Genomic DNA, 24,554 nt, shown 5'->3' on the forward strand with positions numbered 1-24,554 from the left:
CGACATTCGCAATCAGGCTGACACCTGATCAGTCAGGCACGGATCATCAATCTGAAAGGCGGTAATCTTATTGTTCTCGACAACAAAGGTAAGCGAGCTTGTGCAGCCCAGCGCAGTTGAAGCGCTTCCTCTCAGCGTTGTTACGCCGCTTCCCAGGTGAACGTTGTTGATCGACACATCCGTATAAACCTGCAGAGTACCGAATTGTGACTTCATGGTACCCAGCGGATAGGCCTGCTTCATAGCGTCGGACATCATTTCGAACGCTGCGTCATAGTTTTTCTCACCCGCAAGCATCAGGAACTCTTTTGCCAGCGCGCGATCATGCCGGCTGACGAAAAAGATGCTACCGATGAACAGGGCAAACAAGAGCGTAGCCGCTCCGAGAGCTTTGAGTACCCAACCAAAGACTTTCTTTAATCTTTCCATATCTCTATTCGTTCTCTAAGCTCACTTAGTGCAGAATATTTCGCCAGAATTCGCTGTGCAACTCATTCGGGCTTAATTATCCGCTTTTTTGCTCTGAACCACTGAAAGTCATCTCATGGACTGGCGCGATCACGGCATCCTTCTGACCTCTCGCCGCCATGGCGAAACCGCTGCCATCATCGAGGTGTTCACCGAAGAACATGGCCGTCACGCGGGTGTGGTCCGCGGCGGCACCAGCCGCAAGATCGCCCCGATCCTGCAACCGGGCGCGCAGCTCGACGTGATCTGGCGCGCCCGGCTTGAGGAGCATATCGGCACCTTTCAGGTCGAACCCCTGCGCTCCCGCGCGGCGGCGGCGTTTTCCGGGCGGCTGGCACTGGCCGGGCTGAACGCGGTGGTGGCGCTGCTCTCGTTCTGCCTGCCCGAGCGTGAGCCGCATCCCGGTATCTACAAACAGACCGAGCGGCTCATGGACCTGCTCGGGCAGGACGAGATCTGGCCGCTGGCCTATCTCAACTGGGAATTGGCGCTGCTGGAAGAGCTTGGCTTTGGGCTGGACCTGTCCGTCTGCGCGGTGACCGGCGCCACCGAGGGGCTGGTCCATGTCTCACCCAGATCGGGCCGCGCGGTGACCGCTGAGGGGGCAGGTGAGTGGGCCGACCGGATGCTGCCCCTGCCGCCCTGCCTGCGCGGCGAAGGCCCCGCGCCGGATGCCGAGATCGCGCAGGGCTTCGAGACCACCGGTTACTTCCTGGAACACCGTGTGGCACCCGCACTGGGGCACCGGCCTCTGCCCGAGGCGCGGGGGCGGTTCGTGGATCTGTTCACTCGGCGGCTTTGAACACCATCTCGTTGCCCGCTTCGTTGCGCAGCACCAGAATATCGCCCGAAACCTCGGATTGAGTCATGACCATCAGGGCCGCGAAATAGGTGCCCTCGGCCTCAAGCTCGGGGCAGGCGGCGCGGGTGGCGATCAGGTCCTTGACCTCGAACCACGGATAGGGCGCATCCAGCGTCCCGGAATAGCTGTTGCATGGCGCCTTGCCCGCGATCTGGCCGGGTTCGGGGAGGGTCAGGGTCACGTTGGCCCCAAGCGGTCGGCCATCGATCTCCTGCAAGGTCCAGACGCGATCCGCCGCTCCGTAGGCCGCCACGGTCTCGTCGCCGCCACACTGGAACAGCGCCATCAGCGGCAGGATCGGCAACAGGCGCAGCATCACCCCTTGTCGCGCCCGGCGGCCTCGTATGCGGCGAATGCCTCGGCGTAATCGGGATGCCACCGCGACAGGGGCGGGCGGTTCTCGATCACATCCGCCGCGGCCCATGCGGCGCGCAGGCGGTCGCGGGTCTCATCCACATCATTGTCGGGACACAGAATATAGAAATCCCCCTCTGCCATGCGCGCGATGAAATGATCGACGGTTTGCGCGCTGGTCCAGGCCGCCGCGGGCTTTTCCGGCATGAACGCGGCGATCATGCCGGTATAGGTGAACCCGGGCACAAACAGATGCACCGAGATCGGTGCCTCGGCCTCGCGCAACTCATGGGCCAGTTGCTCGCTCAGCACCTTGATGGCCGCCTTGGTCACGTTGTAGCCGGGGTTGCCGGGCGGGGTCGTGATCCCCTGTTTCGATCCGGTGTTGATTACCACCGCAGGACGGTTGGCCGCGATCATGCGCGGCACAAACGCGTGCACACCGCGCAATACGCCCATCAGGTTCACATCCAGCATCTGCTGCCAGTGTTCCATCTGGTCCCAGGCGGTCGTGCGCCGCCCGATCCCGGCATTGTTCATCAAAACCGCCACCGGTCCCATGGCAAAGGCGCGATCCGCCAGCGCGGCGATATCGGCATCGCTGGTGACGTCGGTCGGAACGCCGATGACCTGTGCCCCGTCGGAGGCAAGGGTGCCGATCTCGGCCACGGCCTCATCCAGCGGCTCTCCCGGCAGGTCTGCCAGAATCACGCTCAAACCAGCCTCGGCGAACCGCTGCGCCGCAACCCGTCCGACACCGCTGGCCGCTCCGGTGACCACCGCAACGCCGCCTTCCTTGATCGCCTGTTCATACATGGCCGAGCCTTTCCTAAATGCACCTGTTCCGGTCGAATGAGTTCTCGGTGAGCTTATCCGGATTTGCCCGGAGTGTTGAGCCCTTCGGGTCCGAACACGCGAGAGTCCACATGACGGGCACGGCGCTTATGAATTGCATGTCGAACTGAACCCCGGCGCGAGAAGTCCCTCATCCGGAATTCAACATCGCGATCCGCATGATGCGGCGGGTTTCGTCAGCGAGCTCTGGGCGTCACCCGTTGGCAACCGCCCAAACAGGCGTCTGCACTTTTCGTACAATTTGGACAAACCACCGTCAGAACCTTGTACAAATCGTAACAACAGAAAAAGACCCGGCACATGGCCGGGTCAGTTGGGGAATGAGTCCCGAGGAAAAAATCTCTCTCAGCCGAGCAGCCGCCGGGCTATGACCTGCGCCTGAATCTCCGCTGCACCTTCAAAGATGTTGAGGATGCGGGCATCGCACAGAACGCGGGAGATCTTGTATTCCAGCGCAAAGCCGTTGCCGCCATGAATCTGCAACCCGTTATCCGCCGCCGCCCAGGCGACGCGGGCACCCAGCAGCTTGGCCATCCCGGCCTCAAGATCGCAGCGCTGGCCGTGATCCTTTTCCCAGGCCGAGAAATAGGTCAGCTGCCGCGCGATCATGATCTCGACCGCCATCATCGCCAGCTTGCCCGACACGCGCGGGAAGTTGATCAGCGCCTTGCCGAACTGCTTGCGGTCCTGGGCGTATTGCATGGCGATGTCCAGCGCGCATTGCGCCACCCCGATGGCGCGGGCGGCGGTCTGAATGCGGGCGGACTCGAAGGTTTCCATCAGCTGCTTGAAGCCTTTGCCCTCTTCGCAGCCCAGCAGGTTCTCGCCCTTGACGTGAAAGCCGTCAAAGCCCAGTTCGTATTCCTTCATGCCGCGATAGCCCAGCACCTCGATCTCGCCGCCGGTCATGCCGGGGGTGGGGAAGGGGTTCTCGTCGGTTCCGGGCGTCTTTTCGGCAAGGAACATGGACAGGCCCCGGTGATCTGTGGTGTCCGGATTGGTCCGCGCCAGCAGGGTCATCACATGGGTGCGTGCGGCATGTGTGATCCAGGTCTTGTTGCCGGTGATCTTGTAGTCGCCGTTCTCATCCTTCATCGCGCGGGTGCGTAGCGAGCCCAGGTCCGAGCCGGTGTTGGGCTCGGTAAACACGGCGGTGGGCAGAATCTCGGCACTGGCGATCTTGGGCAGCCAGTTGGCTTTCTGCTCATCGGTGCCACCCGCGATGATCAGCTCGGCGGCAATCTCGGACCGGGTTCCCAGGGAGCCCACACCGATATAGCCGCGCGACAGCTCTTCGGACACCACGCACATCGACGCCTTGGACAGACCGAAACCACCGAATTCCTCGGGGATGGTCAGGCCGAATACGCCCATTTCGGCCAACTCTTCGATGATCTCGATCGGGATCAACTCGTCGTTCAGATGCCAGTCATGGGCGTTGGGCTCGACCTTTTCGACCGCATAGCGACGGAACTGGTCACGGATCATCTCCAGCTCTTCGTCCAGACCCGACGCGCCGAACATGGTGGCACCGGCCTGTACCTCCATCAGCTCGACCAGACGGGTGCGGGCGGCCTGCGTGTTGCCGCCCTGGGTCAGCGTCATGATGGCGGGTTCCATCAGCACGCGCATGTCGTCCTGAGACAGACCCAGGTCCTGCAGGCGCACGACCTCGCCCTGGTTCATCTGGATGCCGCCATAAATCTGCCAGAGGTATTCGCCGAACGCGATCTGCAGCAGCAACTGCTCCATCTCGCCGAACTTGCCCTCCGCATTCAGCGCCTCGGCCCAGCGTTGCATCTGTTGCAGCGACTGATGATAGGTGGCCAGCCAGGACAGGCCATGGGCGGCGGTCTGGTTCGCCTCGATCAGCGCGCCCGAGATCCGGCCATCGGCGCTGACCGTCGCGCGCACCGCCTCGCGGGCGCGTTCGAATACCGTTTCGACCGGGGCAAGCGCCGCGCCGGTCAGGCTCAGGAGATCGGGCAAAATCACAGGCTTGGTCATCGTTGTCAGGTCCTGTCCGTCATGGGCCATGAATCACGTCCTCTCGTAGGTCGCTTGGTCATATCATTTTGCACGTGCAGCGCAACATAAATACGCAGAAACCTTGTAATAGGTTCTAAAATTACGTGACGAATTTTGCAGTGCAGCACCGAATTCCGGTGTTAAGAAGGGGCATGACCCTGTTTTCGCTTCTTTCTCCTATCGAGCTGGTACTGGCTTTCGCGATTGCAGTGCTGGCGGGACTGGTCAAGGGGATGGTGGGGTTTGCCATGCCGACGATCTTCATCTCGGGCCTCAGCACGGTGCTGCCACCGGACCTTGCGCTGGCCGGGCTTATCCTCCCCACGCTGATCACAAACGGCATTCAGGCCCTGCGGCAGGGCACAGCCGCCGCGATGGCGTCGATCCGGCGGTTTCGGGTGTTCTTGCTGGTGGGCTTCGTCTGCCTGCTGATCGGCGCGCAGCTTGTGGCGCGGGTTGAGGTCTCGACGTTTCTGTTTCTGATCGGTGCGCCAATGGCGGTCTTCGCCGTCATCCAGCTATTGGGCATCCGGCTGCCGCTGAGCGGAGGATCGTTGCGTGTCGAGGCCGGGGCCGGGGCGCTCGCCGGATTTGTGGGCGGCATGTCGGGCGTCTGGGGGCCGCCGACGGTGGCGTATCTGACCGCGCTCGAAACGCCAAAGCAGGACCAGATCCGCATTCAGGGTGTGGTCTACGGCCTGGGTGCGGTGGCGCTGGTTGCGGCGCATCTCAGTTCGGGCGTGCTGCGCGCCGAAACGGTCCCGTTTTCAGTGCTGCTGATTGGCCCGGCGCTGTTGGGCATGTGGGTCGGGTTGAAACTGCAGGATCGGATCGACCAGTCCACGTTCCGCAAGGTGACGCTGATCGTGCTGTTGGTCGCCGCCCTGAACCTGTTGCGGCGCAGCCTGTTGGGCTAGCGGTTCACTCCCGCGCCCGGGCCATTCGGAACGCAAACAGCAGCCCCAGCATCAGGAAGAACAGGCCGAATATGTCTCCGATCAGATAGGCGACATATTCCTCGATGGTGCTGCCAAAGGCGATATTGGTCAGGCCGGACATCAGGACCGAGATGACCACACCGGCGATCATGACGCAGCTCCAGCACGGCGTGCGGTCGGGATCAGGAAACAGGTTCCAGCCCAGCAGCTTGAAGGCGTAGAACACCGCGGGCGCGGTGGAGACGGCAAAGAAGATGGCGGTCAGCCGGCTGGTCAGGAACACGTCCCACCCGCCCACATAGGCAAACACGATGAACACCCCCGGCAGCAGGGCAAACACCGCGCGCCAGCCCAACAGCCACGCGGTCAGAACCCGCACCCCGTGGGGCAGGAAAAGCAGGCTCGCCCGGCTGGGATACTCAGGAAAAAAAACGTTCTGAAGCGGCATCAGCACTTCGAACGTGAACAGGAAAGCGGCGATATACGCGAGGGAGGCGAGACAGGTCTCGGAAATCCAGGCGGGCAACGGCTTACCCGTCGCGGCGCCCGAAGCGCCTAGCTTTGCGGATCATGAACGATGTACCGCCCTCTGTTCGCTGTCTCGCTCTGCGACAGATACCCCTTGTTCACCAGCGACTTGAGCGCGCGGAAAAATGTCGGGCGCGAGACGCTTTGCAACAGGGTATGCTCGATCAGACCAAAGGTCCGTACCTCGACCCCGGCTGCGGATATCTCACCGGCCGCGTAGTAAATATCGCGCTCAACCGGAGACAGGTCTTCCAGGCCCAGCGTGCGCTCCATGCTCTGCATCAGCCTGCGTAATTCCGCGAGTTTCGAGATTTCAGTCATTCCGTTACCAGTCTTTATCGAGAGCTTGGGCGCCATACCAGTGAGACCATAAAGCCGCAGGTTCGCGAGAATACTCGGAAGTATTCTGTCTCATGTTGACACATCTCTCTGATTTCATACAGTGGATTCCTTAATTAGGCTGCATCAATTGCGTGAGTGAGTGAGTAAGCATTCCGCAGCCCAAAAGCCCTTTCAGCATAAGCCCGGCGTTTCGGCGCCGGGCATTTTGTGTTTTATGTAAGCGCGGACACTATTGGGTGCTTTTCTTTCAGGCAACGGTTTTTTGACCGGCTCTTACGTCAACTTAACGCGAAAACTCCGTTACCGGCCGTAAGGAAACCCCCCCGGCAGGACCGAGGGGTTATCTGAACTCCTTAAGACGGGGTCAGCCGATTGCGACGGCTTTGACGTCCTCGTCGATGAACGGCAGGTACTGTTCGAAATTGTCGGCAAACATCTGCACCAGCTTGGCCGCCTGCCTGTCGAACGCTTCCTGATCGTCCCAGGTCCGGCGCGGGTCCAGCAGCACTTCGGCCACACCGGGGACCGAGACCGGCACGTCGAACCCGAAATTGGCGTCCTTGCGGAACTCGGCCTCGGCCAGCGACCCGTCCAGCGCGGCGGTCAACAGGGCGCGGGTGGCGCGGATCGGCATCCGCGAGCCCACGCCATAGGCGCCGCCGGTCCAGCCGGTGTTGACCAGCCAACAGGTCGCACCGTGCTGGGCGATTTTTTCGCGCAGCAGATTGCCGTATTCCTCGGGGCGACGCGGCATGAACGGCGCGCCGAAACAGGTCGAGAAGGTGGGCTGCGGCTCGGTGATGCCGCGCTCGGTGCCCGCCACTTTCGAGGTGAAGCCGGACAGGAAGTGATACATCGCCTGCGCCGGGGTCAGCCGCGCGATCGGAGGCAGTACGCCGAACGCGTCGCAGGTCAGCATGATGATGTTTTTGGGATGCCCGCCCAGCGCCGATTTCGACGCGTTCGAGATGTATTCCAGCGGATAGGCACAGCGCATGTTCGCGGTCAGCGAGTCGTCGTTGAAATCCAGTTCCTTGGTGTCCACATCGAACACCATGTTCTCGATCACGGTGCCGAACTTCGACGTTGTGGCATAGATCTCGGGCTCGGCCTCCTGGCTGAGATTGATGGTCTTGGCATAGCAGCCGCCTTCGAAGTTGAAGGTGCCACGATCCGACCAGCCATGTTCGTCATCCCCGATCAGCGTGCGCTCGGGATCGGCGGACAGCGTGGTCTTGCCGGTGCCCGACAGGCCAAAGAACACAGCGGTGTCGACCGGGTTGCCGGTGGCGTGGTTAGCCGAGCAGTGCATCGGCATGACGCCTCGTTCCGGCAGCATATAGTTGAGCAGCGTGAACACCGACTTCTTGTTCTCGCCCGCATATTCGGTGCCGCCGATCAGGATCAGCTTTTTGTCAAAGTTCAGCGCGATGACCGTCTCGGACCGGCAATCATGCTTCTTGGGATCCGCACGGAAACTGGGGCTGTTGATGACGGTGAAATCCGCCACGAACTCGTCCAGGTCCTCGCGGTCGGGACGGCGCAGCAGGTGGCGGATGAACAGGTTGTGCCAGGCAAACTCGGTCACCATCCGCACATTGATCGAATAGGTCGGATCGGCGCCGCCCACCAGATCCTGCACAAAGAAATCGCGGCCCTTCATGTGCTCGAGCATGTCGGCGTGAAGCGCATCGAACCCCTTGGGGCTCATCGCGGCGTTGGCATCCCACCAGATTGAATCCTTCACACTGTCGGTCTTGACGATGTGCTTGTCCTTTGGCGACCGGCCAGTGAATTTTCCTGTGGCAACCAGAAACGCGCCGCCATTGCCCAGCGTGCCTTCGCCCCGCTTGAGCGCCTCTTCGATCAGCGCCGGTTCCATGAAGTTGTAATAGACATTTCCCAGACCCTCGATGCCCTGATCTTCGAGGCGGAATTGCGGGTTAACCCGTCCAGATGTCATGCGTATTCTCTCCTATGGCGGCGCCGGCCGTTAAAGGTCCGTTGGCGCTCTTGGGGCAGTTGTCCGGCTGCTAGCGGGCCGGTGAGCGTGGTCTTATCATGGTCGTTCGGGGCATGAACAGGACGGTTTGGCGCAGTTAGCGCAACCAAGCTCAGGTTTAGCGCAACCATGAAATTCGTGGTTATTCCAAGGGCATGGATTCAATTCACGGTAGGCTTCTTCTGTTGCAATCAGCGCAGCAGTTGTGGGGCGAATCGCAGATATGGATTGATTCGCAACGCTAAAAAGGCGATGAATGAAGAAAAATAAGCATTAACGTAGTAATGAGCAGCAATAGGGGCATTGCGGATGTCAAGAATTGCATTGGTGGACGATGATCGAAACATCCTGACGTCGGTTTCGATGACGCTCGAGGCCGAGGGGTTCGAGGTCGAGACCTACAATGATGGTCAGGCCGCGCTGGACGCTTTCAACAAGAAATTACCGGACATGGCGGTTCTGGACATCAAGATGCCCAGGATGGACGGCATGGATCTGTTGCAGCGCCTGCGGCAGAAAACCCAGATGCCGGTGATCTTCCTGACGTCGAAGGATGACGAGATCGACGAGGTTCTGGGCCTGCGCATGGGCGCCGACGACTATGTGAAAAAGCCGTTTTCCCAGCGCCTTCTGGTCGAACGCATCCGCGCGCTTCTGCGCCGGCAAGAGGCCGGGACGGAAGATGCCGCAAACAATGGCGGCGGCGAGACAAAGGTCATGGAGCGCGGCCATCTTCGCATGGACCCGCTGCGGCACGCCGTCAGCTGGAAAGGCGTGGACGTTTCGCTGACGGTGACCGAATTCCTGCTTCTTCAGGCGCTTGCCCAGCGGCCCGGTTTCGTCAAGAGCCGCGACCAGTTGATGGATGTCGCCTATGATGATCAGGTCTATGTAGACGATCGCACCATCGACAGCCATATCAAGCGCCTGCGCAAGAAGATGCGCACTGCGGATTCGGATTTCTCGGCCATCGAGACGCTGTATGGCATAGGTTACAGGTATAACGAGGAATAACCGCCCCCTATAGGGCGGAGGTTAAAAAGGGGGTCTGGTGCGCGATACCGGATCAGTGAACAACCCGCGCGACGGGGATGTCGTTCTTGGTGATGACTGGGTCATTCCCGAGGATGTGATGTCCTCCGAGCTGCAGGTGAAGCGTGCGCGGCGCAATCTGTTTGCCCTGCGCGGGTCACCGCTGGCGCGAAAGATCATCACCTTCAACCTGATCGCGCTGATTATTCTGGTCGCGGGCATCCTCTATCTCGACGACTCCCGCAAAGGCGAAGTGCTGCAAAGGGCCAGCGCCCTGGTCAGCGAAACCGAGCTTGTCAGCAACGTGTTCGAGGCTCAGATCAGGGGCACGGATCCGGTCGATCTGGCCGCCAGTGTCGATCTGGATATCGAGGCCACGCTGGCCGGACTGAGCCTCAGGGACGGGGTTGAGGTCTTTGTGTTCAACCAGTCAGGTGCGCTGGCCGGATGGGCACGCGGCAGCAGCCAGGTCCCGGAAATCTCTTCGTTCCGCCGCCCGGATGTTGGCAGAACGCTTATCAGCGACGGGCTGAACGCGGTCTGGACCGGGGTGTCTTCGGTGTTCAGCGGCTCGGCGCTCCGGCTGTCGCCAGCGCTTGCGGATCAGGTGGGCGCCTTGGTTCCGGCGGCGATAGAGCGCGGCGCTCAGGTGCAAGTGCTCAACGATGCAGTGGGCGATACGGTCATCGTGGCCGCCACACCCGTGCTGCAGGGCGACATCCCGATTGGCGTGGTCGCCATGGCCGGTCCGGCAGGCGAAATCGAAGCGCTGGCCCGGCAGGAACAGGAACGCATTCTGCAGATGTTCATCGTCGCCCTGCTGGTGTCAGTGGGGCTGAGCCTTGTGTTGGCCTCGACAATCGCGAACCCGCTGGCCGATCTGGCCGCAGCGGCGGAGCTTGGCAATGACCGCAAGACCCAGCAGATCAACCCGGGCCGCATTCGCATCCCCGACCTGACGGCGCGTCCGGACGAAATCGGCCGCCTGAGCCGGGCGCTGCGTGGCATGGTCTCGGCGCTTTACAACCGGATTGATGGGAACGAACAGTTCGCGGCTGACGTGGCGCACGAGATCAAGAACCCGCTGGCCAGTCTGCAATCGGCGGTCGGCACTCTGCGCGTGGTCAAGCGCGACGACCAGCGCGACAAGCTGCTGAACGTGATCGAGCACGACGTGCGCCGCCTCGACCGGCTGGTCAGCGACATCTCGAACGCCTCGCGGCTGGATGCCGAACTGGTGAAAGAGGACGAACAAGCCTTCGACCTGCTGGAAATGCTCGGCAACCTGGGTCAGTTCCTGGGCGAGGATGCGCGGTCCAAGGGGATCGACTACATCACCGACATGCCCTCGGGGCCCATCGTTATCACCGGGCTGGAGGCGCGGCTGGCGCAGGTGTTCGTCAACCTGATCACGAATGCCACGTCGTTCTGCGAGGAAGGCGATGCGATCCGCGTTTGGGTGCGGCAGCGGGCAAACCGCGTGTTGGTGGTGGTCGAAGACACCGGCCCCGGCATCCCGGACGAGGCGCTGGCCAAGATTTTCAAGCGCTTTTATTCTCAGCGCCCGGCCGAGCATTTCGGGAACAACTCGGGCCTCGGGCTGGCCATCTCGAAACAAATCGTCGAAGCGCATGGCGGCGTGATCTGGGCCGAGAACATCCGCCCGACCGAGGCCGACATCACCTCGGACCCGCTGGGCGCGCGCTTCGTCGTGGGCCTGCCGGTCTGAACAGTGGGCCCGCGCGCCCTGTCCTCAGCAATCGATTGCGATACGGCGATAGTGCACGCAAGCTGCGTGTCTGTCGCGGGCAAGGGCCTGTTGATCGCCGGTGCCTCGGGAACCGGGAAATCCGCTCTGGCGCTGGTGATGATGGGCTATGGTGCCGATCTGGTCGCTGATGATCGGGTCGAGCTGAGTACGGATGGCGCGCAGGTCATGGCCCGCGCACCCGAGGCGATAACGGGTCTGATCGAGGCGCGCGGCGTGGGCCTGTTGCGCGCCACCGCAGTTGGTCCGGTGCCGCTGGCCTATGTGGTCGATCTGGACAGAACCGAAGATGCCCGTTTGCCCGAGTGGCACAAAACCCGCGTCCTGAGGCAATCTGTTCCCTTGCTTCGTGCCGTTCAGGGCCCACATTTTGCGGCGTCTCTGGTTCAACTTCTCAAGGCAGGGCGCGTCAGCCCCGAATGGCCCACCGCATGAGCACGCAACGACGCATCGTATTGGTCACCGGTCCCTCGGGCGCCGGACGTTCGACCGCGATCCACGTCCTCGAAGATCTGGGGTTCGAGGCCATCGACAACCTGCCCATGGGTTTGCTCAGCCCCCTGCTCGACGCACCCGACGCGCAACGGCCAATGGCCTTGGGCATTGACGCGCGCAACCGGGATTTTTCCACCAACGGTTTTCTGGAACTGGTGGCACATCTCAGCCGGATCGAGCATCTGGATCTGACCACGCTCTATCTCGATTGCAGCGAAGAGGTGCTGCTGCGCCGGTTCTCGGAAACCCGGCGGCGGCACCCAATGGCGCAAGGCGCCAGCCCGCAGGCGGGGATCAGGCAGGAAAAGGAGTTGCTGCAGCCGATTCGCGAGGTGGCCGATACCCTGATCGACACCACCGCGCTGAACGTGCACCAGCTGCGCGAAGAGGTCGAACGCTGGTTTGCGCCCGAAGAGGGGCGGCATCTGGCGGTATCCATCGAGTCCTTTTCCTACAAGCGCGGCCTGCCGCGCGGGCTGGACATGGTGTTCGACTGCCGGTTTCTGGCCAACCCTTATTGGAAGCCTGAGCTGCGCAAGGCAGACGGGCGCAACCGCGACGTGGCCGAATATGTTCACGCTGACCCGAACTATTTGCCCTTCTTTGACCGCGTGGTGAACCTGCTGCGGATGCTGCTTCCCGCCTACCGGGCCGAAGGCAAGGCGCATCTTTCGGTGGCCTTTGGGTGTACCGGCGGGCAACACCGGTCGGTGGCGCTGGCCGAGGCGGTCGCAAAGGCCCTTGCAGAGGAAGGGCAGCGGGTGTCAATTAGGCACCGCGAAGTGGAACGTCGCTCAGCTGATACGAGGCCGGATTGATCGGGATAGTGATCGTAGCGCATGGCGGGCTGGCCCAGGAATACCTGGCCGCGATGCAGCATGTTGTTGGCCAGCAGCCCGGACTGGCGGCCGTCGCCATCGAGGCGGACCATGACCGCGATGCCAAACAGCAGGAAATCTGCGCCGCCGCCGATGAGGTCGATAACGGCGACGGTGTTGTGGTTGTTACCGATCTGTTCGGAGGAAGCCCTTCGAACCTGAGTTTGCGGGCCTGCGCGCCGCCCGACCGTCGGATTCTCTACGGCGCGAATCTGCCGATGCTGATCAAGCTGGCCAAGAGCCGACATCTTCCGGTTGCAGAGGCTGTACGCTATGCCATGGAGGCGGGCAGGAAGTACATTAACGCACAGAATGTGACGCTTGAATGACACCGAACAGATTGAAAATGGTCAACCGAAGCCTGAAAATCATCAACGAAAAGGGCTTGCATGCCCGCGCCTCGGCCAAGCTCGTTGAAGTGGTCGAAGGGTTTGACGCAACGGCAGAGGTCTCGAAGGACGGGCTTTCGGCGTCGGGTGACAGCATTATGGGCCTTTTGATGTTGGCAGCGTCGCGCGGAACCACTATTGACGTCGAGACGTCCGGCCCGGATGCTGAGGCGTTGGCGGAAGCGTTGGAGACTCTGGTGAACGACAAGTTCGGCGAAGGATTCTGAGCGCACTGCCACTGTGACGCGAAGAACGGGAAGACCAAGTTTGGCGGAAACCGCTCACGATAACAAGGCTGGCCCGGTGGTCGGTGACACCGCCCCTCAGGGCGAGATTTACGACCGCCGCACGCTGACCTACGCGAATTCCTTCGATGACCGCTGGACGGCGACCGCGATCCGCACCATCGAATGGCTGACCGGCAAGCTGACCATCCTGCGCATGGTCAACCGCTTTGAAAAGCAGAATGAGCTGTATCGCGGCCAGAAGTTCTGGGGCGGCGCGCTCAAGATCATGGGCATCGACCTGCTGACCCCGGCCGAACAGATTGCGCGCATTCCCAAAGAGGGCCCGGTCGTGGTGGTTGCCAACCACCCGCACGGCATGGTCGATGGCATGATCCTTGCCGAACTGATCGGGCGCACCCGTCAGGATTACCGCATCCTCACACGTTCGGTTCTGACCGGCCTGGACGAGGCCGCCACGTCATTCATGATCCCGGTGCCCTTTCCGCATGATCCCGATGCCCAGCGCAAGATGGTCGACATGCGCGCCAAGGCCATGGCGCATCTGAAAGAGGGCGGCGTGGTGGCGCTGTTCCCTTCGGGTGTGGTGATGTCATCCGACAGCTGGTGGGGTCCGCCCATCGAGCGGGAATGGAACGTGTTCACGGCCCAGATGATCCGCCGCTCGCGGGCGCAGGTGGTGCCAATCTATTTCCCAGGCCGGAACTCGCGCGCCTATCAGATCGCCAATCAGCTCTCACCGATCCTGCGGCAGGGGTTGCTGCTGCACGAGATCGTGCGGTCGTGCAAAAAGCCGCAGGCGCCCGTTATTGGCGATCCTGTGTCGGAGCAGGACATGGAGATGCTGGAACGCGATCCGCGCGGCTTTATGGCCTGGCTGCGCGAGCACACGCTGTCGCTGCGGAGCTGACGGGGCTGTTCCCAAATTGAGCGCCTTCGGCGCGCTCGTTTCCTGATTTGGCGCCTTTGGTTGTCGTCGGACGTCAGGGAAGAGGCCCGCATGTTGCAGGCCCGGGGATTTGCGTATTTTCAGCAAGAAGAAGCGATCAGCGCGTGGGCACCGGGACCTCGCCGCGATAGTCGTAGAAGCCGCGCTCGGTCTTGCGGCCCAGCCAGCCGGCCTCGACATATTTTGTCAGCAGCGGGCAGGGGCGGTACTTGGTGTCCGCCAGCCCGTCATGCAGTACGTTCATGATCGCCAGACAGGTATCCAGTCCGATAAAATCGGCCAGTTCCAGTGGCCCCATCGGGTGGTTGGCGCCCAGCTTCATCGACTGGTCGATGGACTGGACGCTGCCGACACCCTCGTAAAGCGTATAGACCGCCTCGTTGATCATCGGCATCAGGATGCGGTTGACAATGAAGGCCGGGAAATCCTCGGCGCTGGCGGCGGTCTTGCCCAGCTTGTCGACGACCGTCTTGCAAGCGTTGTATGTGTCCTCGTCGGTGGCGATGCCGCGGATCAGTTCGACCAGTTGCATCACCGGCACCGGGTTCATGAAGTGAAACCCCATGAACCGCTCGGGCCGGTCGGTGCGGCTGGCCAGGCGGGTGATCGAGATCGACGAAGTGTTCGAGGTCAGAATCGTGTGCGGCAGCAGGTGCGGTTGAAGGTCTTCGAAGATCGCCTGCTTGATCGCCTCGCGCTCGGTCGCGGCCTCGATCACCAGATCGGTCTGGCCCAGTTCCGGCAGGTTCAGGGTTGTTGTGATGCGCCCCAGCGCGGTCTGCATCTGCGCGTCCGTGATCTTGCCGCGTGAGGCCTGACGGGCCATGTTGGCCTCGATCATCCCGATGGCCTGATCCAGGGCTTCCTGGCTGACATCGGTCAGCAGCACGTCATAATCCGCGAGCGCCATCACATGAGCGATCCCGTTGCCCATCTGGCCTGCGCCGATCACTCCGACCTTTTGTATGTCCATTGCTTTGATGCCTTTTCTCGCGGGTTGCCGGGACATTACCGGCAGGTCGGGGGCGGCGGCAAGGGGCGGGGTCGGGTCGGATTTGCTTCAAATGCGCGCATTAGCGGAATCACAAGCTTTGCGGCGTCAACATGTCGGCGAAAGGGTGAGTGACATGAGTTATTGCAAGCCGGGCACGGATGGGCCTGAGGAGTCGGGTTGTCGTTACGGGGCGTCGAAACTGCTGTTTCGGGGGCCTAGGCGGGCGCTTGATGCGCCTTATGTGGCCTGTATCGGCGGGACGGACACCTTTGGCCGGTTCGTGGAGAGCCCGTTTCCGGCGGTGTTGGAGGACCGGTTGGGGATGACCTGCGTCAATCTCGGCAGCGTCAGTTGCGGGTTGGAGGCGATGGCGCAGGATCCCGAACTGATGCACATGGCACAGGGGGCCGAGCGGTGCGTGATCCAGTTGACCGGGGCGCAGAACCTCTCGAACAGGCTCTACCGGGTGCATCCCCGTCGCAATGACCGGTTTCTGGAGCCGTCCGACTTGCTGGTCCGGCTCTACCCCGAGGTCGACTTTACCGAGTTCCACTTCACCCGGCACTTGTTGGCTCACCTGCTGGCCCTGTCGGATGAGCGCTTCACTGAGGTGTGTGTGGAACTGCGCCGGGCCTGGGTCGATCGGATGCGGCACCTGCTGGTCGGGCTGAAACACCCCGCCGTGCTGCTCTGGCTGCAATACGAAGGACCGCTGGCCGAAGAGCAGGGCGGCGATCTGGGGGCCGAGCCCTTTCTGGTTGACGCCGGGATGGTGGCCGCGTTGCAGGATCTGTGTGCCGTCGCGATCGAGATACCGGTGCGGGCGTCCGGCGATTCAGATGAGTTGGGTGACATGCTGTTCGGCACGATGCAGCAGCCTGCGGCGGAACACATGATCGGACCGGTGACGCATCACGCGATTGCCGAACGGATCTGCAAAACGCTGCTGGATCTGGATTAAGAAAGGCCCGCCGTTTTGGCGGGCCTGGGGAAGTCTGCATAGGCCGGGCTTCAGCCCGGCTTGGCATTACAGTTTCTCGGTCAGTTCCGGCACCGCCTGGAACAGATCCGCGACCAGTCCGAAATCGGCAACCTGGAAGATCGGTGCCTCTTCGTCCTTGTTGATCGCGACGATCACCTTGGAGTCCTTCATACCTGCCAGGTGCTGGATCGCGCCCGAAATGCCGACGGCGACATACAGATCGGGGGCAACGACTTTACCGGTCTGACCCACCTGCCAGTCATTCGGAGCATAGCCCGAATCCACGGCGGCACGCGAGGCGCCAACGGCGGCACCCAGCTTGTCGGCCAGACCTTCGATCAGCTTGAAATCCTCTTCCGAGCCGACGCCACGGCCGCCCGACACTACTGCACCAGCCGAGGTCAGCTCGGGGCGGTCACTCTCGGCCACCTTGTCCTCGACCCATTCCGACAGGCCCGGATTGTTGCCGACCGAGATGGTCTCGACCGGGGCCGAGCCGCCTTCGCCTGCAGCGTCAAAGCTGGCGGTGCGGATGGTGACGACTTTCTTGGCGTCGTTCGATTTCACGGTCTGGATCGCGTTGCCCGCATAGATCGGACGCTCGAAGGTCGAGCCATCGACCACGCCCGATGCATCCGAGATCACCATCACGTCCAGCAGGGCCGCAACGCGCGGCATCACGTTCTTGGCGTCGGTGGTGGCGGGAGCCACGATGTGCTCATAGCCATCGGCCAGACCCACGATCAGGGCTGCAGTCGATTCGGCCAGACGGTGACCCAGCGAGGCATCCTCGGCGACCAGAACCTTGGACACGCCGTCGATCTTGGCAGCGGCCTCACCGGCAGCAGCAGCCGAACCGCCTGCGGCCAGAACGGTGATGTCGCCCAGCGACTTGACCGCCGAGACGGCCTTGGCGGTGGCGTCCAGCGACAGCTCGCCATTGTTGACTTCACCAAGCAGAAGTACAGCCATTACACAGCCCCCGCTTCTTTGAGTTTCTCGACCAGCTCGTCGACCGAGCCCACGATGATACCCGCGGCACGTGCCGGCGGCTCTTCGGTCTTGACGACTTCCAGACGCGGGGTGACGTCGACGCCGTAATCGGCGGCGGTTTTTTCATCCAGCGGCTTTTTCTTGGCCTTCATGATGTTGGGCAGCGAGGCATAGCGCGGCTCGTTCAGGCGCAGGTCGACGGTCACGATGGTCGGCATCTTGACGGAGATGGTCTGCAGGCCGCCATCCACCTCGCGGGTGATCTTGGCGCTGTCGCCTTCAATGTCCAGTTCGGACGCGAAAGTACCCTGGCTCCAGCCCAGCAGCGCCGACAACATCTGGCCGGTGGCGTTCATGTCGTTGTCGATCGCCTGCTTGCCGGCCAGAACGATGCCGGGCTGCTCTTCCTCGACCACCTTGGCCAGAATCTTGGCAACCGCCAGCGGCTCGATGTCCTGATGCACGTCATCGGCGGCAACAACCAGAATGGCGCGGTCGGCGCCCATGGCCAGCGCGGTGCGCAGGGTTTCCTGGCTCTGCTTCACGCCGATCGAAACGGCCACGACCTCATCGGCCTTGCCTGCTTCTTTCAGGCGGATCGCCTCTTCCACCGCGATCTCGTCGAACGGGTTCATCGACATTTTCACATTGGCGAGATCAACTCCGCTCCCGTCCGCCTTCACGCGAACCTTCACGTTGTAGTCGATCACGCGCTTGACAGGCACAAGTACCTTCATTTTTGCGTATGCTCCTTACAAAAACGGCAAGCCGCGTCGCGACTCCACCAATGCTCTCGCCGCGCTTGATAGCCGGTCAGGGCGACTCGCAACAGGGCAAAATCGTCACGTCATGGTCCCGGGACGTCGCGTTTCAGCGATTTGCAGCGGATCGGGGCGAGGAATGCTAGGCTTGGCGCCATGGATTCCTTCAAAAAGGTGGCGCAGATGGAAAAGGTTCTGGGATTTGGCGGCTTCTTCTTTCGGGCCGAAGATACAGCCGGGCTGGCCGAATGGTACTGTCGGCACCTCGGGATCGATCTGGTTCCCAAGGACTATGACACGCCCTGCTGGCAGCAAGAGGCGGGCGAGACGGTGTTTGCGCCGTTCGACAAGGTGACCGAGTATTTCGGGAACAAGGAAAAGCAGTTCATGCTGAACTTCCGGGTGCGTGATCTTGAGGCCATGATTACGCAACTTGAGGCCGCCGGGATCGAGGTGAGGCGCGATCCGGACTCGCCCTATCCCAATGGCAGTTTTGCATGGCTCAACGACCCGGAAGGGAACCCGATTGAATTGTGGGAGCCGGTGGCGCGTTAGCGGGGCGGTTTGTCGGGGAAAGTAGCACAAATGTCTAGTGCAGGGGTTTTCACGAAACAGGGAAATGCGTCAGTCATCACCCCCGGGGCTCCGCCCTTCCGGGGGCCGGACTGTCCACTGGACAGTCCGCCGCTGACTTTGTCAGCGGTTCGCCCCCGGAATCCACAAAACGTCGTCCTTGCCGCCATTATTGGCGACCCGAGCGGCGACGAAGAACCAGTCGCTGAGTCGGTTGAGATAGGTCACCGCCGCCGCGTTCACCGGCTCCATATTGGTCAGTTCCACCGCCAGCCGTTCGGCCCGGCGCGAGACGGTGCGGCACACATGCAGATGTGCGGCCAGCGGCGCGCCGCCCGGCAGGATGAAGCTGCGCAGCGGTTCGAGATCCGCGTTCATCGTGTCAATCTCGGCCTCCAGCCGCTCGATCTGGGCCGGAGCGATGCGCAGGGGCGGATAGTCGGCCTCGGCATCCTTGTCCATGTCGGGGCGGCAGAGATCGGCGCCCAGATCGAACAGATCGTTCTGGATGCGCGACAGGGCGGCGTCCATCTCTCCCTCGGCCTCCAGCCGCGCAACGCCAACGAATGAGTTCAGCTCGTCCACGGTGCCATAGGCCGTCACGCGGCCCGAGTATTTTGCCACCCGCTCACCGTTGCCAAGGGCGGTTTTTCCGCTGTCACCGGTGCGGGTGTAAATCTTGTTGAGAACAACCATCCCTTAGCCTCCCATCCCGCGCAGCGCGACATAGATCACGATCAGCACCACGGCGATGAACTGGAACAGCAGCCGCAGCCGCATCATCTTGTTGCCGTACTTGGCGTTGAACTCCCCGCCCTTGGCAAAGCCGCCGATACCGATGACCAGAACGGCGACGACAGCCGCCATGGCCAGAAGCAAGACCAGAAGAAGAAGGTCCATAAAGCCCTCGTTCACGTTGTAGGTTGCGTTGGACCTGATCTAGCGGTGCGGCGCGTAAAAGCGAACCGCTAATTTCGCCTCGGACCCGGGATCAGACTCGGGACAGGATGCTGTCGATCACACCGGTCGGCAGGATGCGGCGCAGATATCCGGCGACGTATGTCGGGGTCGTGACATAGTAGCGCGAGCGGGGGCGGCGCGCCTCGACCGCATGCGCCAGCTTGTCGGTCACGGCCGAGGGCGGCAGCTCGAACCTGTCCGGCCCCGAATCCTCATAAAGCCTTTTGAGCAGGGAGTTTTCGTATTTCTCGCGCAGCGCCGAGTTTTCCCAGTCGATGAAGCGCTCAAAGATCGGGATCGCCTTTTCCCGCAGTTTCGAGGTGACTGGGCCGGGCTCGATCAGGATGACCTTGATGCCGGTGTCGCGCAGCTCCAGCCGCAGCGTGTCGGTCAACCCCTCGATGGCGTATTTGGTGGCGACATAGGCGCCGCGCCAGGGAAAGGCGATGAAACCCAGGATCGATGAGTTCTGAACGATTCGCCCATGCCCCTGCGCCCGCATCACGGGAATCACCTGCCGGGTCAGCTCGTGCCAGCCAAAGACATTGGTCTCGAAAATATGGCGCAGACCCTCGGTGGGCACATCCTCGACTGCGCCGGGCAGGCCATGGGCGCCGTTGTTGAACAGCGCATCCAGCGTGCCGCCGGTGGCCTCAAGCACTTCGGCCAGACCAGTGCGGATGCTTTCGGCGTCGGTATAGTCGATGCGGGGGCTCTCAAACCCCTGCGCCCGCAGCCGGTCGCAGTCGCGCTGCTGTCGGCACGAGGCAAAGACGCGCCAGCCACGCGCGCGCATCCCGTGCGCCGCGTCCAGCCCGATGCCCGACGAGCAGCCGGTGATGAGAATGGATTTCTGCATGTCGATCCCAAAGATAGTCCCTGCACATTGCTATTGCGGGGCATGGTGCAGGGCAACGAGGGCCCGACGTCAGTTTGCCTTTTTGCTGATGAGCGAGGCGGAAATCCATCCGACCTGTTGTTCCGGCAACACACGCAGGCGCAGCCAGCCGGTGCCGGAATCGTCCATGATCTCGACCTTGTGGCCGATATTGAGCCGCGCGATCACAGGATAGATGGTGCCCGGCCCGTCGCGCATGTTTACGCGGGTGCCCATGACCTCGCGGATATCCGGCTGAGGTTCGACGACTGCCGTCGGTTCGGCGGCAGGTTCCGTGGCCACCGCCGTTTGTTGCAGCGCCGCGCCGCCCTGTTCCAGCGAGGCCAGCGTGATGCTACCTGCGTTCTCGTCAAACAACGTAAGCCCGCTGCTCAGCCCCGAGGCCGCTTGCGCGAGGCGGGCAATGCCTTCTTCCTGACTGATGGAAGACTCGGCAGGCTCGGGCTGGGCTCGAACTTCCGTCACCACCTCGATGACGTCTTTTGCCACCAGCGTTTCCGCGTTGACGGTGACCGGCACCGGCGTCGCTTTCGGTGGCGCGACCTTTGCGACGCGCTCCGCTTTGGGCGCACGCACACCGCGTGGCTCAAAATCGGCACCGCCGCTCATTTCATAGAAAACCAGGCCGAGAAAGGCGAAGGAAACAACAATAATACGCTTCATGGCGTATCCCCCCGGATAATCGTACTAAGAAAGCACTTCGCAGAATCTAACGATGAGATGTTACCATAGGCCGGGCCCCAAGTCGAAAAACGGGGAAAAACCGCGTCTTGCCTCCCCGTTGTTGCAAAAGGCTGACTTGTCCCCAGCAAAATGCGCGTTGCTCGCTTTACCCGCGCGCCCGGTCGGCGTATCACATCATCTATGAATGATATCGTGGATGACCCCAACATGAAGGTCCCTGAAGGCGGTGGCGAGGTGGCGGAACCGCTGCGCCGGGCGATTGGTGAGCGCTATCTGACCTATGCGCTTTCCACCATCATGCACCGGGCGCTGCCGGATGCGCGGGATGGTTTGAAACCGGTGCACCGGCGAATCCTCTACGCCATGCGCGAGTTGCGACTCAGTTCCGGGGGCGGGTTCCGCAAATCGGCGAAGATTTCGGGCGACGTGATGGGTAACTATCATCCGCACGGCGATGCCGCGATCTATGACGCAATGGCGCGTCTGGCGCAGGATTTCAACGTTCGCTACCCGCTGGTGGACGGGCAGGGGAACTTCGGCAATATCGACGGCGACAACCCGGCAGCCTCGCGCTACACCGAGGCGCGGATGACCATCGTGGCCGAAGCGCTGCTGGAGGGTCTGAACGAGGACGCCGTCGATTTCCGCGACAACTACGACGGCACCCTGACCGAACCGGTGGTGCTGCCCGCACAATTCCCGAACCTGCTGGCCAATGGCTCCAGCGGCATCGCGGTCGGTATGGCAACCAACGTTCCGCCGCACAACATTGCCGAACTGTGCGACGCCTGCCTGCATCTGATCAAAACACCGGATGCCCGCGACGACACGCTGTTGAATTACGTACCCGGCCCCGACTTCCCCACCGGCGGCGTCATCGTCGAGCCGCCCGAGAATATCGCGCAGGCCTACCGCACCGGACGCGGGTCTTTCCGTCTGCGCTGCAAATACGATGTCGAGGATCTGGGCCGCGGCCAGTGGCAGATCGTCGTCACCGAAATCCCCTATCAGGTCCAGAAATCCAAGCTGATCGAAAAGATCGCCGAGCTGATCCAGACCAAGAAGATCCCGATCCTCGCCGATGTGCGCGACGAATCCGCCGACGACATCCGCCTGATCCTTGAGCCGCGCTCGAAGAACGTGGATCCGGACGTTCTGATGAACACTCTCTATCGCAACTCGGATCTTGAGGTGCGGTTCTCGCTCAACATGAACGTGCTGATCGACGGGGTGACGCCCAAGGTCTGCTCGATGAAAGAGGTGCTGCGCGCCTTCCTCGATCACCGGCAAGAGGTGCTGCTGCGCCGCTCGCGCCACCGCCTGGGCAAGATCGACCACCGGCTGGAAGTGCTTGAAGGCTTCATCGTCGCCTTCCTCAACCTCGACCGGGTGATCGACATCATCCGCTATGATGATGACCCCAAGGCGGCCCTGATGCGCGAGGAATGGGGCCTCACCCATGTCCGCGCCACCAGCGAGGCCGATTACGTCTCACCCAGGGCGGGCGAGGGCGAACTATCCGAGGTTCAGGTTGACGCGATCCTCAACATGCGCCTGCGCAGCCTGCGCCGCCTCGAAGAGATGGAACTGGTCCGCGAACGTGACGAGCTGATGGAAGAGCGCGCCAATCTCGAAGACCTGCTCGCCGACGAGGGCCTGCAATGGGCCAAGATCGCCGAGCAGCTTAAGGAGACCAGGAAAACCTTCGGCAAGAACTACGAGGGCGGCGCCCGCCGCACCCGGTTTGCCGAGGCGGGCGAGGTCGAAGAGGTGCCGCTCGAGGCGATGATCGACCGCGAGCCGATCACCGTGGTCTGTTCGCAGATGGGCTGGATCAGGGCGATGACCGGCCATATCGACCTGACCCGCGAGCTGAAGTTCAAGGATGGCGACGGCCCGCGTTTCATCTTCCACGCCGAAACCACCGACCGGCTGCTGGTCTTTGCCTCGAACGGGCGGTTCTACACCGTGAGCGCTGCCAACCTGCCCGGCGGGCGCGGCATGGGCGAGCCGCTGCGCCTGATGGTGGACCTGCCGAACGAGGCACAGATCGTCGATATCCTGATCCACAAGCCGGGCCGCAAGCTGCTGGTCGCCTCCGATGCGGGCAACGGCTTTGTGGTGCCCGAAGAGGACGTGGTGGCCCAGACCCGGACCGGCAAACAGGTGCTGAACGTCAAGGGCGACGAACAGGCTCTGATCTGCAAACCGGTGGCAGGCGATCACGTGGCGGTGGTGTCGCAGAACGGCAAGTTCCTGGTCTTCCCGGTCTCAGAACTGCCCGAGATGACGCGCGGCAAGGGCGTGCGGCTGCAGAAATACAACATGGCACGCGGCAAGCAGGGTGCGCTGGAGCTGGATGGCGGGTTGTCGGACGTGACCACCTTCAATCTGGAAGAAGGGCTGAAATGGTCCATGGGCGGCGACAAGACCCGGCATGAAACCGACCTGTCGCAATGGCTGTCCAAACGCGCCAGCGTAGGCAAGCGCCCGCCTTACGGCTTTCCCCGCGACTACAAGTTCTAAAGCGTTTCGGGGAATACCTGAAACATCGTTATCGCCAATGTCCCAAGAGCGCGAAGCGCGGCAGGGTATTGGCGATTCAAATGTTCCCCGAAACGCTATAGTGACCGCGCCGCAGCGGTCCGGGGATTTCCGCCGATGCGGCTTGGCACGGGCCGCGTCGGTGCGGTACATCCTCTGAAACCGAGGCATATCGAGAAAAAACGATGATCCGTATCCTGACCCTGCTGACCGGCCTTGCCCTGCTGGGGGCCTGCACCGAGACACAGCTGAACGAAGCCCCCGAGGATCTGGGCGCCTTCAAGCTGCGCGTGAATTATGCCTATGCCGAAAAGGCGGTGCAGGGCCCGGTGTCGCGCGATGCCACGCCGGACGAATGGACCGCCGCCATCCAGAACGCGGTGGATGTCCGGCTGGGCCGGTACGAGGGGTCGCAGGAAATCGATATCGGCATCAGCCTCGAAGGTTACATGCTGGCCCCGCCCGGTGTGCCCGTGCTGTTCTCGCCCAAAAGCACCGCCATCGTTCTGGTGAACGTCTACGATGTCGAGCAAAAGGAATACCTGGCCAAGGCGCATCAGATCCAGGTTCTCGAAGACACTACCAGCGAAAGCGCTGTAGTGGGTTCCGGCCATGCGCGAACCCGCGAAGAGCAGATGGCCGGGCTGGCCCTGAAGGTGGCCGACCGGGTCGAAGAGTGGTTTGCCGAGGAACACAAGAAAAACGGCTGGTTCGACCTCAGGCCCGAGGCCTCCACCACCTTGCAGGACGGAGCGGTCACGCAGAATCCGGCGCAGAGCTGACCCTTTGATACAGGATGTGCTTGATTTTCCCCTTTGAACCAAATATTCCGCGCGCGCAGATACAAACCGGGACCAAGGGTCCCCCAAACCGCAAAAGGGCGCCTGAGGAATGGCAAAGGAAAAGTTTGAGCGTACGAAACCGCACGTGAACATTGGCACGGTTGGCCACGTTGACCACGGCAAGACGACGCTGACGGCGGCGATCACCAAGTATTTCGGCGACTTCAAGGCGTACGACCAGATCGATGGC

Annotated in this window: 28 protein-coding genes; 14 read left to right on the top strand and 14 right to left on the bottom strand. The window is 61.9% G+C overall.

Translation table 11 applies throughout. The annotated features are described in order from the left end of the window. Window positions 1–12: 12 nt before the first annotated feature. Window positions 13–429: a hypothetical protein gene (locus AB3N21_RS11210; protein WP_367935314.1), complete on the bottom strand. Its 417-nt coding sequence runs from the start codon at window positions 427–429 to the stop codon at window positions 13–15. Between the two features lie 115 nt (window positions 430–544). Here AB3N21_RS11210 and recO point away from each other — a divergent pair, with 115 nt between their 5' ends. Continuing rightward, window positions 545–1,270 carry a DNA repair protein RecO gene (recO, locus tag AB3N21_RS11215; RefSeq protein WP_367935315.1) on the top strand — a complete coding sequence of 242 codons (726 nt, stop codon included), beginning with the start codon at window positions 545–547 and terminating at the stop codon, window positions 1,268–1,270. Here recO and AB3N21_RS11220 read toward each other — a convergent pair. The 3 genes from AB3N21_RS11220 to AB3N21_RS11230 all read right to left on the bottom strand — a co-directional run bounded on the left by AB3N21_RS11220 (window position 1,254) and on the right by AB3N21_RS11230 (window position 4,576). Continuing rightward, entirely contained in the window at window positions 1,254–1,646 is a 393-nt protein-coding gene (locus AB3N21_RS11220) for an META domain-containing protein (RefSeq protein WP_367935316.1), read from the bottom strand. The genes recO and AB3N21_RS11220 overlap by 17 nt on opposite strands. Beyond that, entirely contained in the window at window positions 1,646–2,500 is an 855-nt protein-coding gene (locus AB3N21_RS11225) for an SDR family NAD(P)-dependent oxidoreductase (protein WP_367935317.1), read from the bottom strand. Before AB3N21_RS11225 ends, AB3N21_RS11220 begins: the two co-directional genes overlap by 1 nt. A 384-nt stretch (window positions 2,501–2,884) precedes the next feature. After that, window positions 2,885–4,576, bottom strand: a complete 1,692-nt coding sequence (locus tag AB3N21_RS11230) for an acyl-CoA dehydrogenase family protein (protein ID WP_367935318.1) — start codon at window positions 4,574–4,576, stop codon at window positions 2,885–2,887. Between the two features lie 143 nt (window positions 4,577–4,719). Here AB3N21_RS11230 and AB3N21_RS11235 point away from each other — a divergent pair, with 143 nt between their 5' ends. Then, window positions 4,720–5,484: a sulfite exporter TauE/SafE family protein gene (locus AB3N21_RS11235; protein ID WP_367935319.1), complete on the top strand. Its 765-nt coding sequence runs from the start codon at window positions 4,720–4,722 to the stop codon at window positions 5,482–5,484. A gap of 4 nt (window positions 5,485–5,488) precedes the next feature. Here AB3N21_RS11235 and AB3N21_RS11240 read toward each other — a convergent pair whose 3' ends face one another. The 3 genes from AB3N21_RS11240 to AB3N21_RS11250 form a co-directional block, all read right to left on the bottom strand. Then, entirely contained in the window at window positions 5,489–6,031 is a 543-nt protein-coding gene (locus tag AB3N21_RS11240) for a hypothetical protein (RefSeq protein ID WP_171177925.1), read from the bottom strand. Between the two features lie 29 nt (window positions 6,032–6,060). Continuing rightward, on the bottom strand, window positions 6,061–6,354 hold the full coding sequence (locus tag AB3N21_RS11245) for a hypothetical protein (RefSeq protein WP_171177922.1): 294 nt from the start codon (window positions 6,352–6,354) through the stop codon (window positions 6,061–6,063). Window positions 6,355–6,739: 385 nt separating this feature from the next. After that, window positions 6,740–8,338 (bottom strand): phosphoenolpyruvate carboxykinase, encoded by a 1,599-nt coding sequence (locus AB3N21_RS11250; protein WP_367935320.1) that lies wholly within the window; start codon window positions 8,336–8,338, stop codon window positions 6,740–6,742. Window positions 8,339–8,686: 348 nt separating this feature from the next. On the opposite strand from AB3N21_RS11250, the gene AB3N21_RS11255 reads away from it, so the two are divergent. The 7 genes from AB3N21_RS11255 (at window position 8,687) to AB3N21_RS11285 (ending at window position 14,094) form a co-directional block, all read left to right on the top strand. Continuing rightward, complete coding sequence (locus tag AB3N21_RS11255) at window positions 8,687–9,391, top strand: response regulator transcription factor (RefSeq protein ID WP_171177920.1); 705 nt, start codon at window positions 8,687–8,689, stop codon at window positions 9,389–9,391. A 37-nt stretch (window positions 9,392–9,428) separates the two neighbouring features. Beyond that, the gene (locus AB3N21_RS11260) at window positions 9,429–11,138 is read left to right on the top strand and encodes a sensor histidine kinase (protein WP_171177919.1); all 1,710 of its coding nucleotides are present in this window, start codon (window positions 9,429–9,431) and stop codon (window positions 11,136–11,138) included. Window positions 11,139–11,204: 66 nt separating this feature from the next. Next, window positions 11,205–11,612, top strand: coding sequence for an HPr kinase/phosphorylase (locus AB3N21_RS11265; RefSeq protein ID WP_367935321.1), 408 nt, complete (start codon window positions 11,205–11,207; stop codon window positions 11,610–11,612). Next, complete coding sequence (gene rapZ, locus AB3N21_RS11270) at window positions 11,609–12,490, top strand: RNase adapter RapZ (protein WP_367935322.1); 882 nt, start codon at window positions 11,609–11,611, stop codon at window positions 12,488–12,490. Before AB3N21_RS11265 ends, rapZ begins: the two co-directional genes overlap by 4 nt. Further along, window positions 12,487–12,879, top strand: coding sequence for a PTS sugar transporter subunit IIA (locus tag AB3N21_RS11275; protein WP_171177917.1), 393 nt, complete (start codon window positions 12,487–12,489; stop codon window positions 12,877–12,879). Before rapZ ends, AB3N21_RS11275 begins: the two co-directional genes overlap by 4 nt. 17 nt (window positions 12,880–12,896) lie before the next feature. Beyond that, window positions 12,897–13,166, top strand: a complete 270-nt coding sequence (locus tag AB3N21_RS11280) for an HPr family phosphocarrier protein (RefSeq protein WP_171178198.1) — start codon at window positions 12,897–12,899, stop codon at window positions 13,164–13,166. 40 nt (window positions 13,167–13,206) lie between these two features. Further along, window positions 13,207–14,094: a lysophospholipid acyltransferase family protein gene (locus tag AB3N21_RS11285; protein WP_367935323.1), complete on the top strand. Its 888-nt coding sequence runs from the start codon at window positions 13,207–13,209 to the stop codon at window positions 14,092–14,094. 136 nt (window positions 14,095–14,230) lie between these two features. On the opposite strand, the gene AB3N21_RS11290 is transcribed toward AB3N21_RS11285, so the two are convergent. Next, window positions 14,231–15,106 carry a 3-hydroxybutyryl-CoA dehydrogenase gene (locus AB3N21_RS11290; RefSeq protein WP_367935324.1) on the bottom strand — a complete coding sequence of 292 codons (876 nt, stop codon included), beginning with the start codon at window positions 15,104–15,106 and terminating at the stop codon, window positions 14,231–14,233. A 154-nt stretch (window positions 15,107–15,260) separates the two neighbouring features. On the opposite strand from AB3N21_RS11290, the gene AB3N21_RS11295 reads away from it, so the two are divergent. Then, the gene (locus AB3N21_RS11295; RefSeq protein WP_367935325.1) at window positions 15,261–16,088 is read left to right on the top strand and encodes a DUF6473 family protein; all 828 of its coding nucleotides are present in this window, start codon (window positions 15,261–15,263) and stop codon (window positions 16,086–16,088) included. A 66-nt stretch (window positions 16,089–16,154) separates the two neighbouring features. On the opposite strand, the gene AB3N21_RS11300 is transcribed toward AB3N21_RS11295, so the two are convergent. Both AB3N21_RS11300 and AB3N21_RS11305 read right to left on the bottom strand, forming a co-directional pair. Then, on the bottom strand, window positions 16,155–17,081 hold the full coding sequence (locus AB3N21_RS11300) for an electron transfer flavoprotein subunit alpha/FixB family protein (RefSeq protein WP_367935326.1): 927 nt from the start codon (window positions 17,079–17,081) through the stop codon (window positions 16,155–16,157). After that, window positions 17,081–17,839 (bottom strand): electron transfer flavoprotein subunit beta/FixA family protein, encoded by a 759-nt coding sequence (locus AB3N21_RS11305; protein ID WP_171177911.1) that lies wholly within the window; start codon window positions 17,837–17,839, stop codon window positions 17,081–17,083. The genes AB3N21_RS11300 and AB3N21_RS11305 overlap by 1 nt, the downstream gene beginning before the upstream one ends. Before the next feature lie 180 nt (window positions 17,840–18,019). Between AB3N21_RS11305 and AB3N21_RS11310 the strand changes: the two genes are divergently transcribed. Continuing rightward, window positions 18,020–18,418 (top strand): VOC family protein, encoded by a 399-nt coding sequence (locus tag AB3N21_RS11310; RefSeq protein WP_367935327.1) that lies wholly within the window; start codon window positions 18,020–18,022, stop codon window positions 18,416–18,418. A gap of 141 nt (window positions 18,419–18,559) precedes the next feature. Here the strand turns inward: AB3N21_RS11310 and AB3N21_RS11315 are convergent, their stop codons facing one another. From AB3N21_RS11315 to AB3N21_RS11330, 4 genes are all read right to left on the bottom strand, one after another. Next, window positions 18,560–19,132, bottom strand: a complete 573-nt coding sequence (locus AB3N21_RS11315) for a cob(I)yrinic acid a,c-diamide adenosyltransferase (RefSeq protein ID WP_367935328.1) — start codon at window positions 19,130–19,132, stop codon at window positions 18,560–18,562. A 3-nt stretch (window positions 19,133–19,135) separates the two neighbouring features. Then, window positions 19,136–19,336, bottom strand: coding sequence for a twin transmembrane helix small protein (locus AB3N21_RS11320; protein ID WP_367935329.1), 201 nt, complete (start codon window positions 19,334–19,336; stop codon window positions 19,136–19,138). A 91-nt stretch (window positions 19,337–19,427) separates the two neighbouring features. Beyond that, window positions 19,428–20,255: an SDR family NAD(P)-dependent oxidoreductase gene (locus AB3N21_RS11325; RefSeq protein WP_367935330.1), complete on the bottom strand. Its 828-nt coding sequence runs from the start codon at window positions 20,253–20,255 to the stop codon at window positions 19,428–19,430. Between the two features lie 69 nt (window positions 20,256–20,324). Beyond that, window positions 20,325–20,957 (bottom strand): SH3 domain-containing protein, encoded by a 633-nt coding sequence (locus tag AB3N21_RS11330; RefSeq protein WP_367935331.1) that lies wholly within the window; start codon window positions 20,955–20,957, stop codon window positions 20,325–20,327. Window positions 20,958–21,158: 201 nt separating this feature from the next. On the opposite strand from AB3N21_RS11330, the gene AB3N21_RS11335 reads away from it, so the two are divergent. From AB3N21_RS11335 to AB3N21_RS11345, 3 genes are all read left to right on the top strand, one after another. Beyond that, window positions 21,159–23,504 (top strand): DNA topoisomerase IV subunit A, encoded by a 2,346-nt coding sequence (locus tag AB3N21_RS11335; protein WP_367935332.1) that lies wholly within the window; start codon window positions 21,159–21,161, stop codon window positions 23,502–23,504. Window positions 23,505–23,707: 203 nt separating this feature from the next. Beyond that, the gene (locus AB3N21_RS11340; protein ID WP_367935333.1) at window positions 23,708–24,304 is read left to right on the top strand and encodes a hypothetical protein; all 597 of its coding nucleotides are present in this window, start codon (window positions 23,708–23,710) and stop codon (window positions 24,302–24,304) included. 109 nt (window positions 24,305–24,413) lie between these two features. After that, window positions 24,414–24,554 (top strand): GTP-binding protein (locus tag AB3N21_RS11345; RefSeq protein ID WP_367935334.1); only part of this gene is annotated, 141 nt, incomplete at its 3' end.

The sequence above is a fragment of the Ruegeria sp. genome (genome assembly GCF_040830605.1).
Lineage (GTDB): Bacteria > Pseudomonadota > Alphaproteobacteria > Rhodobacterales > Rhodobacteraceae > Ruegeria.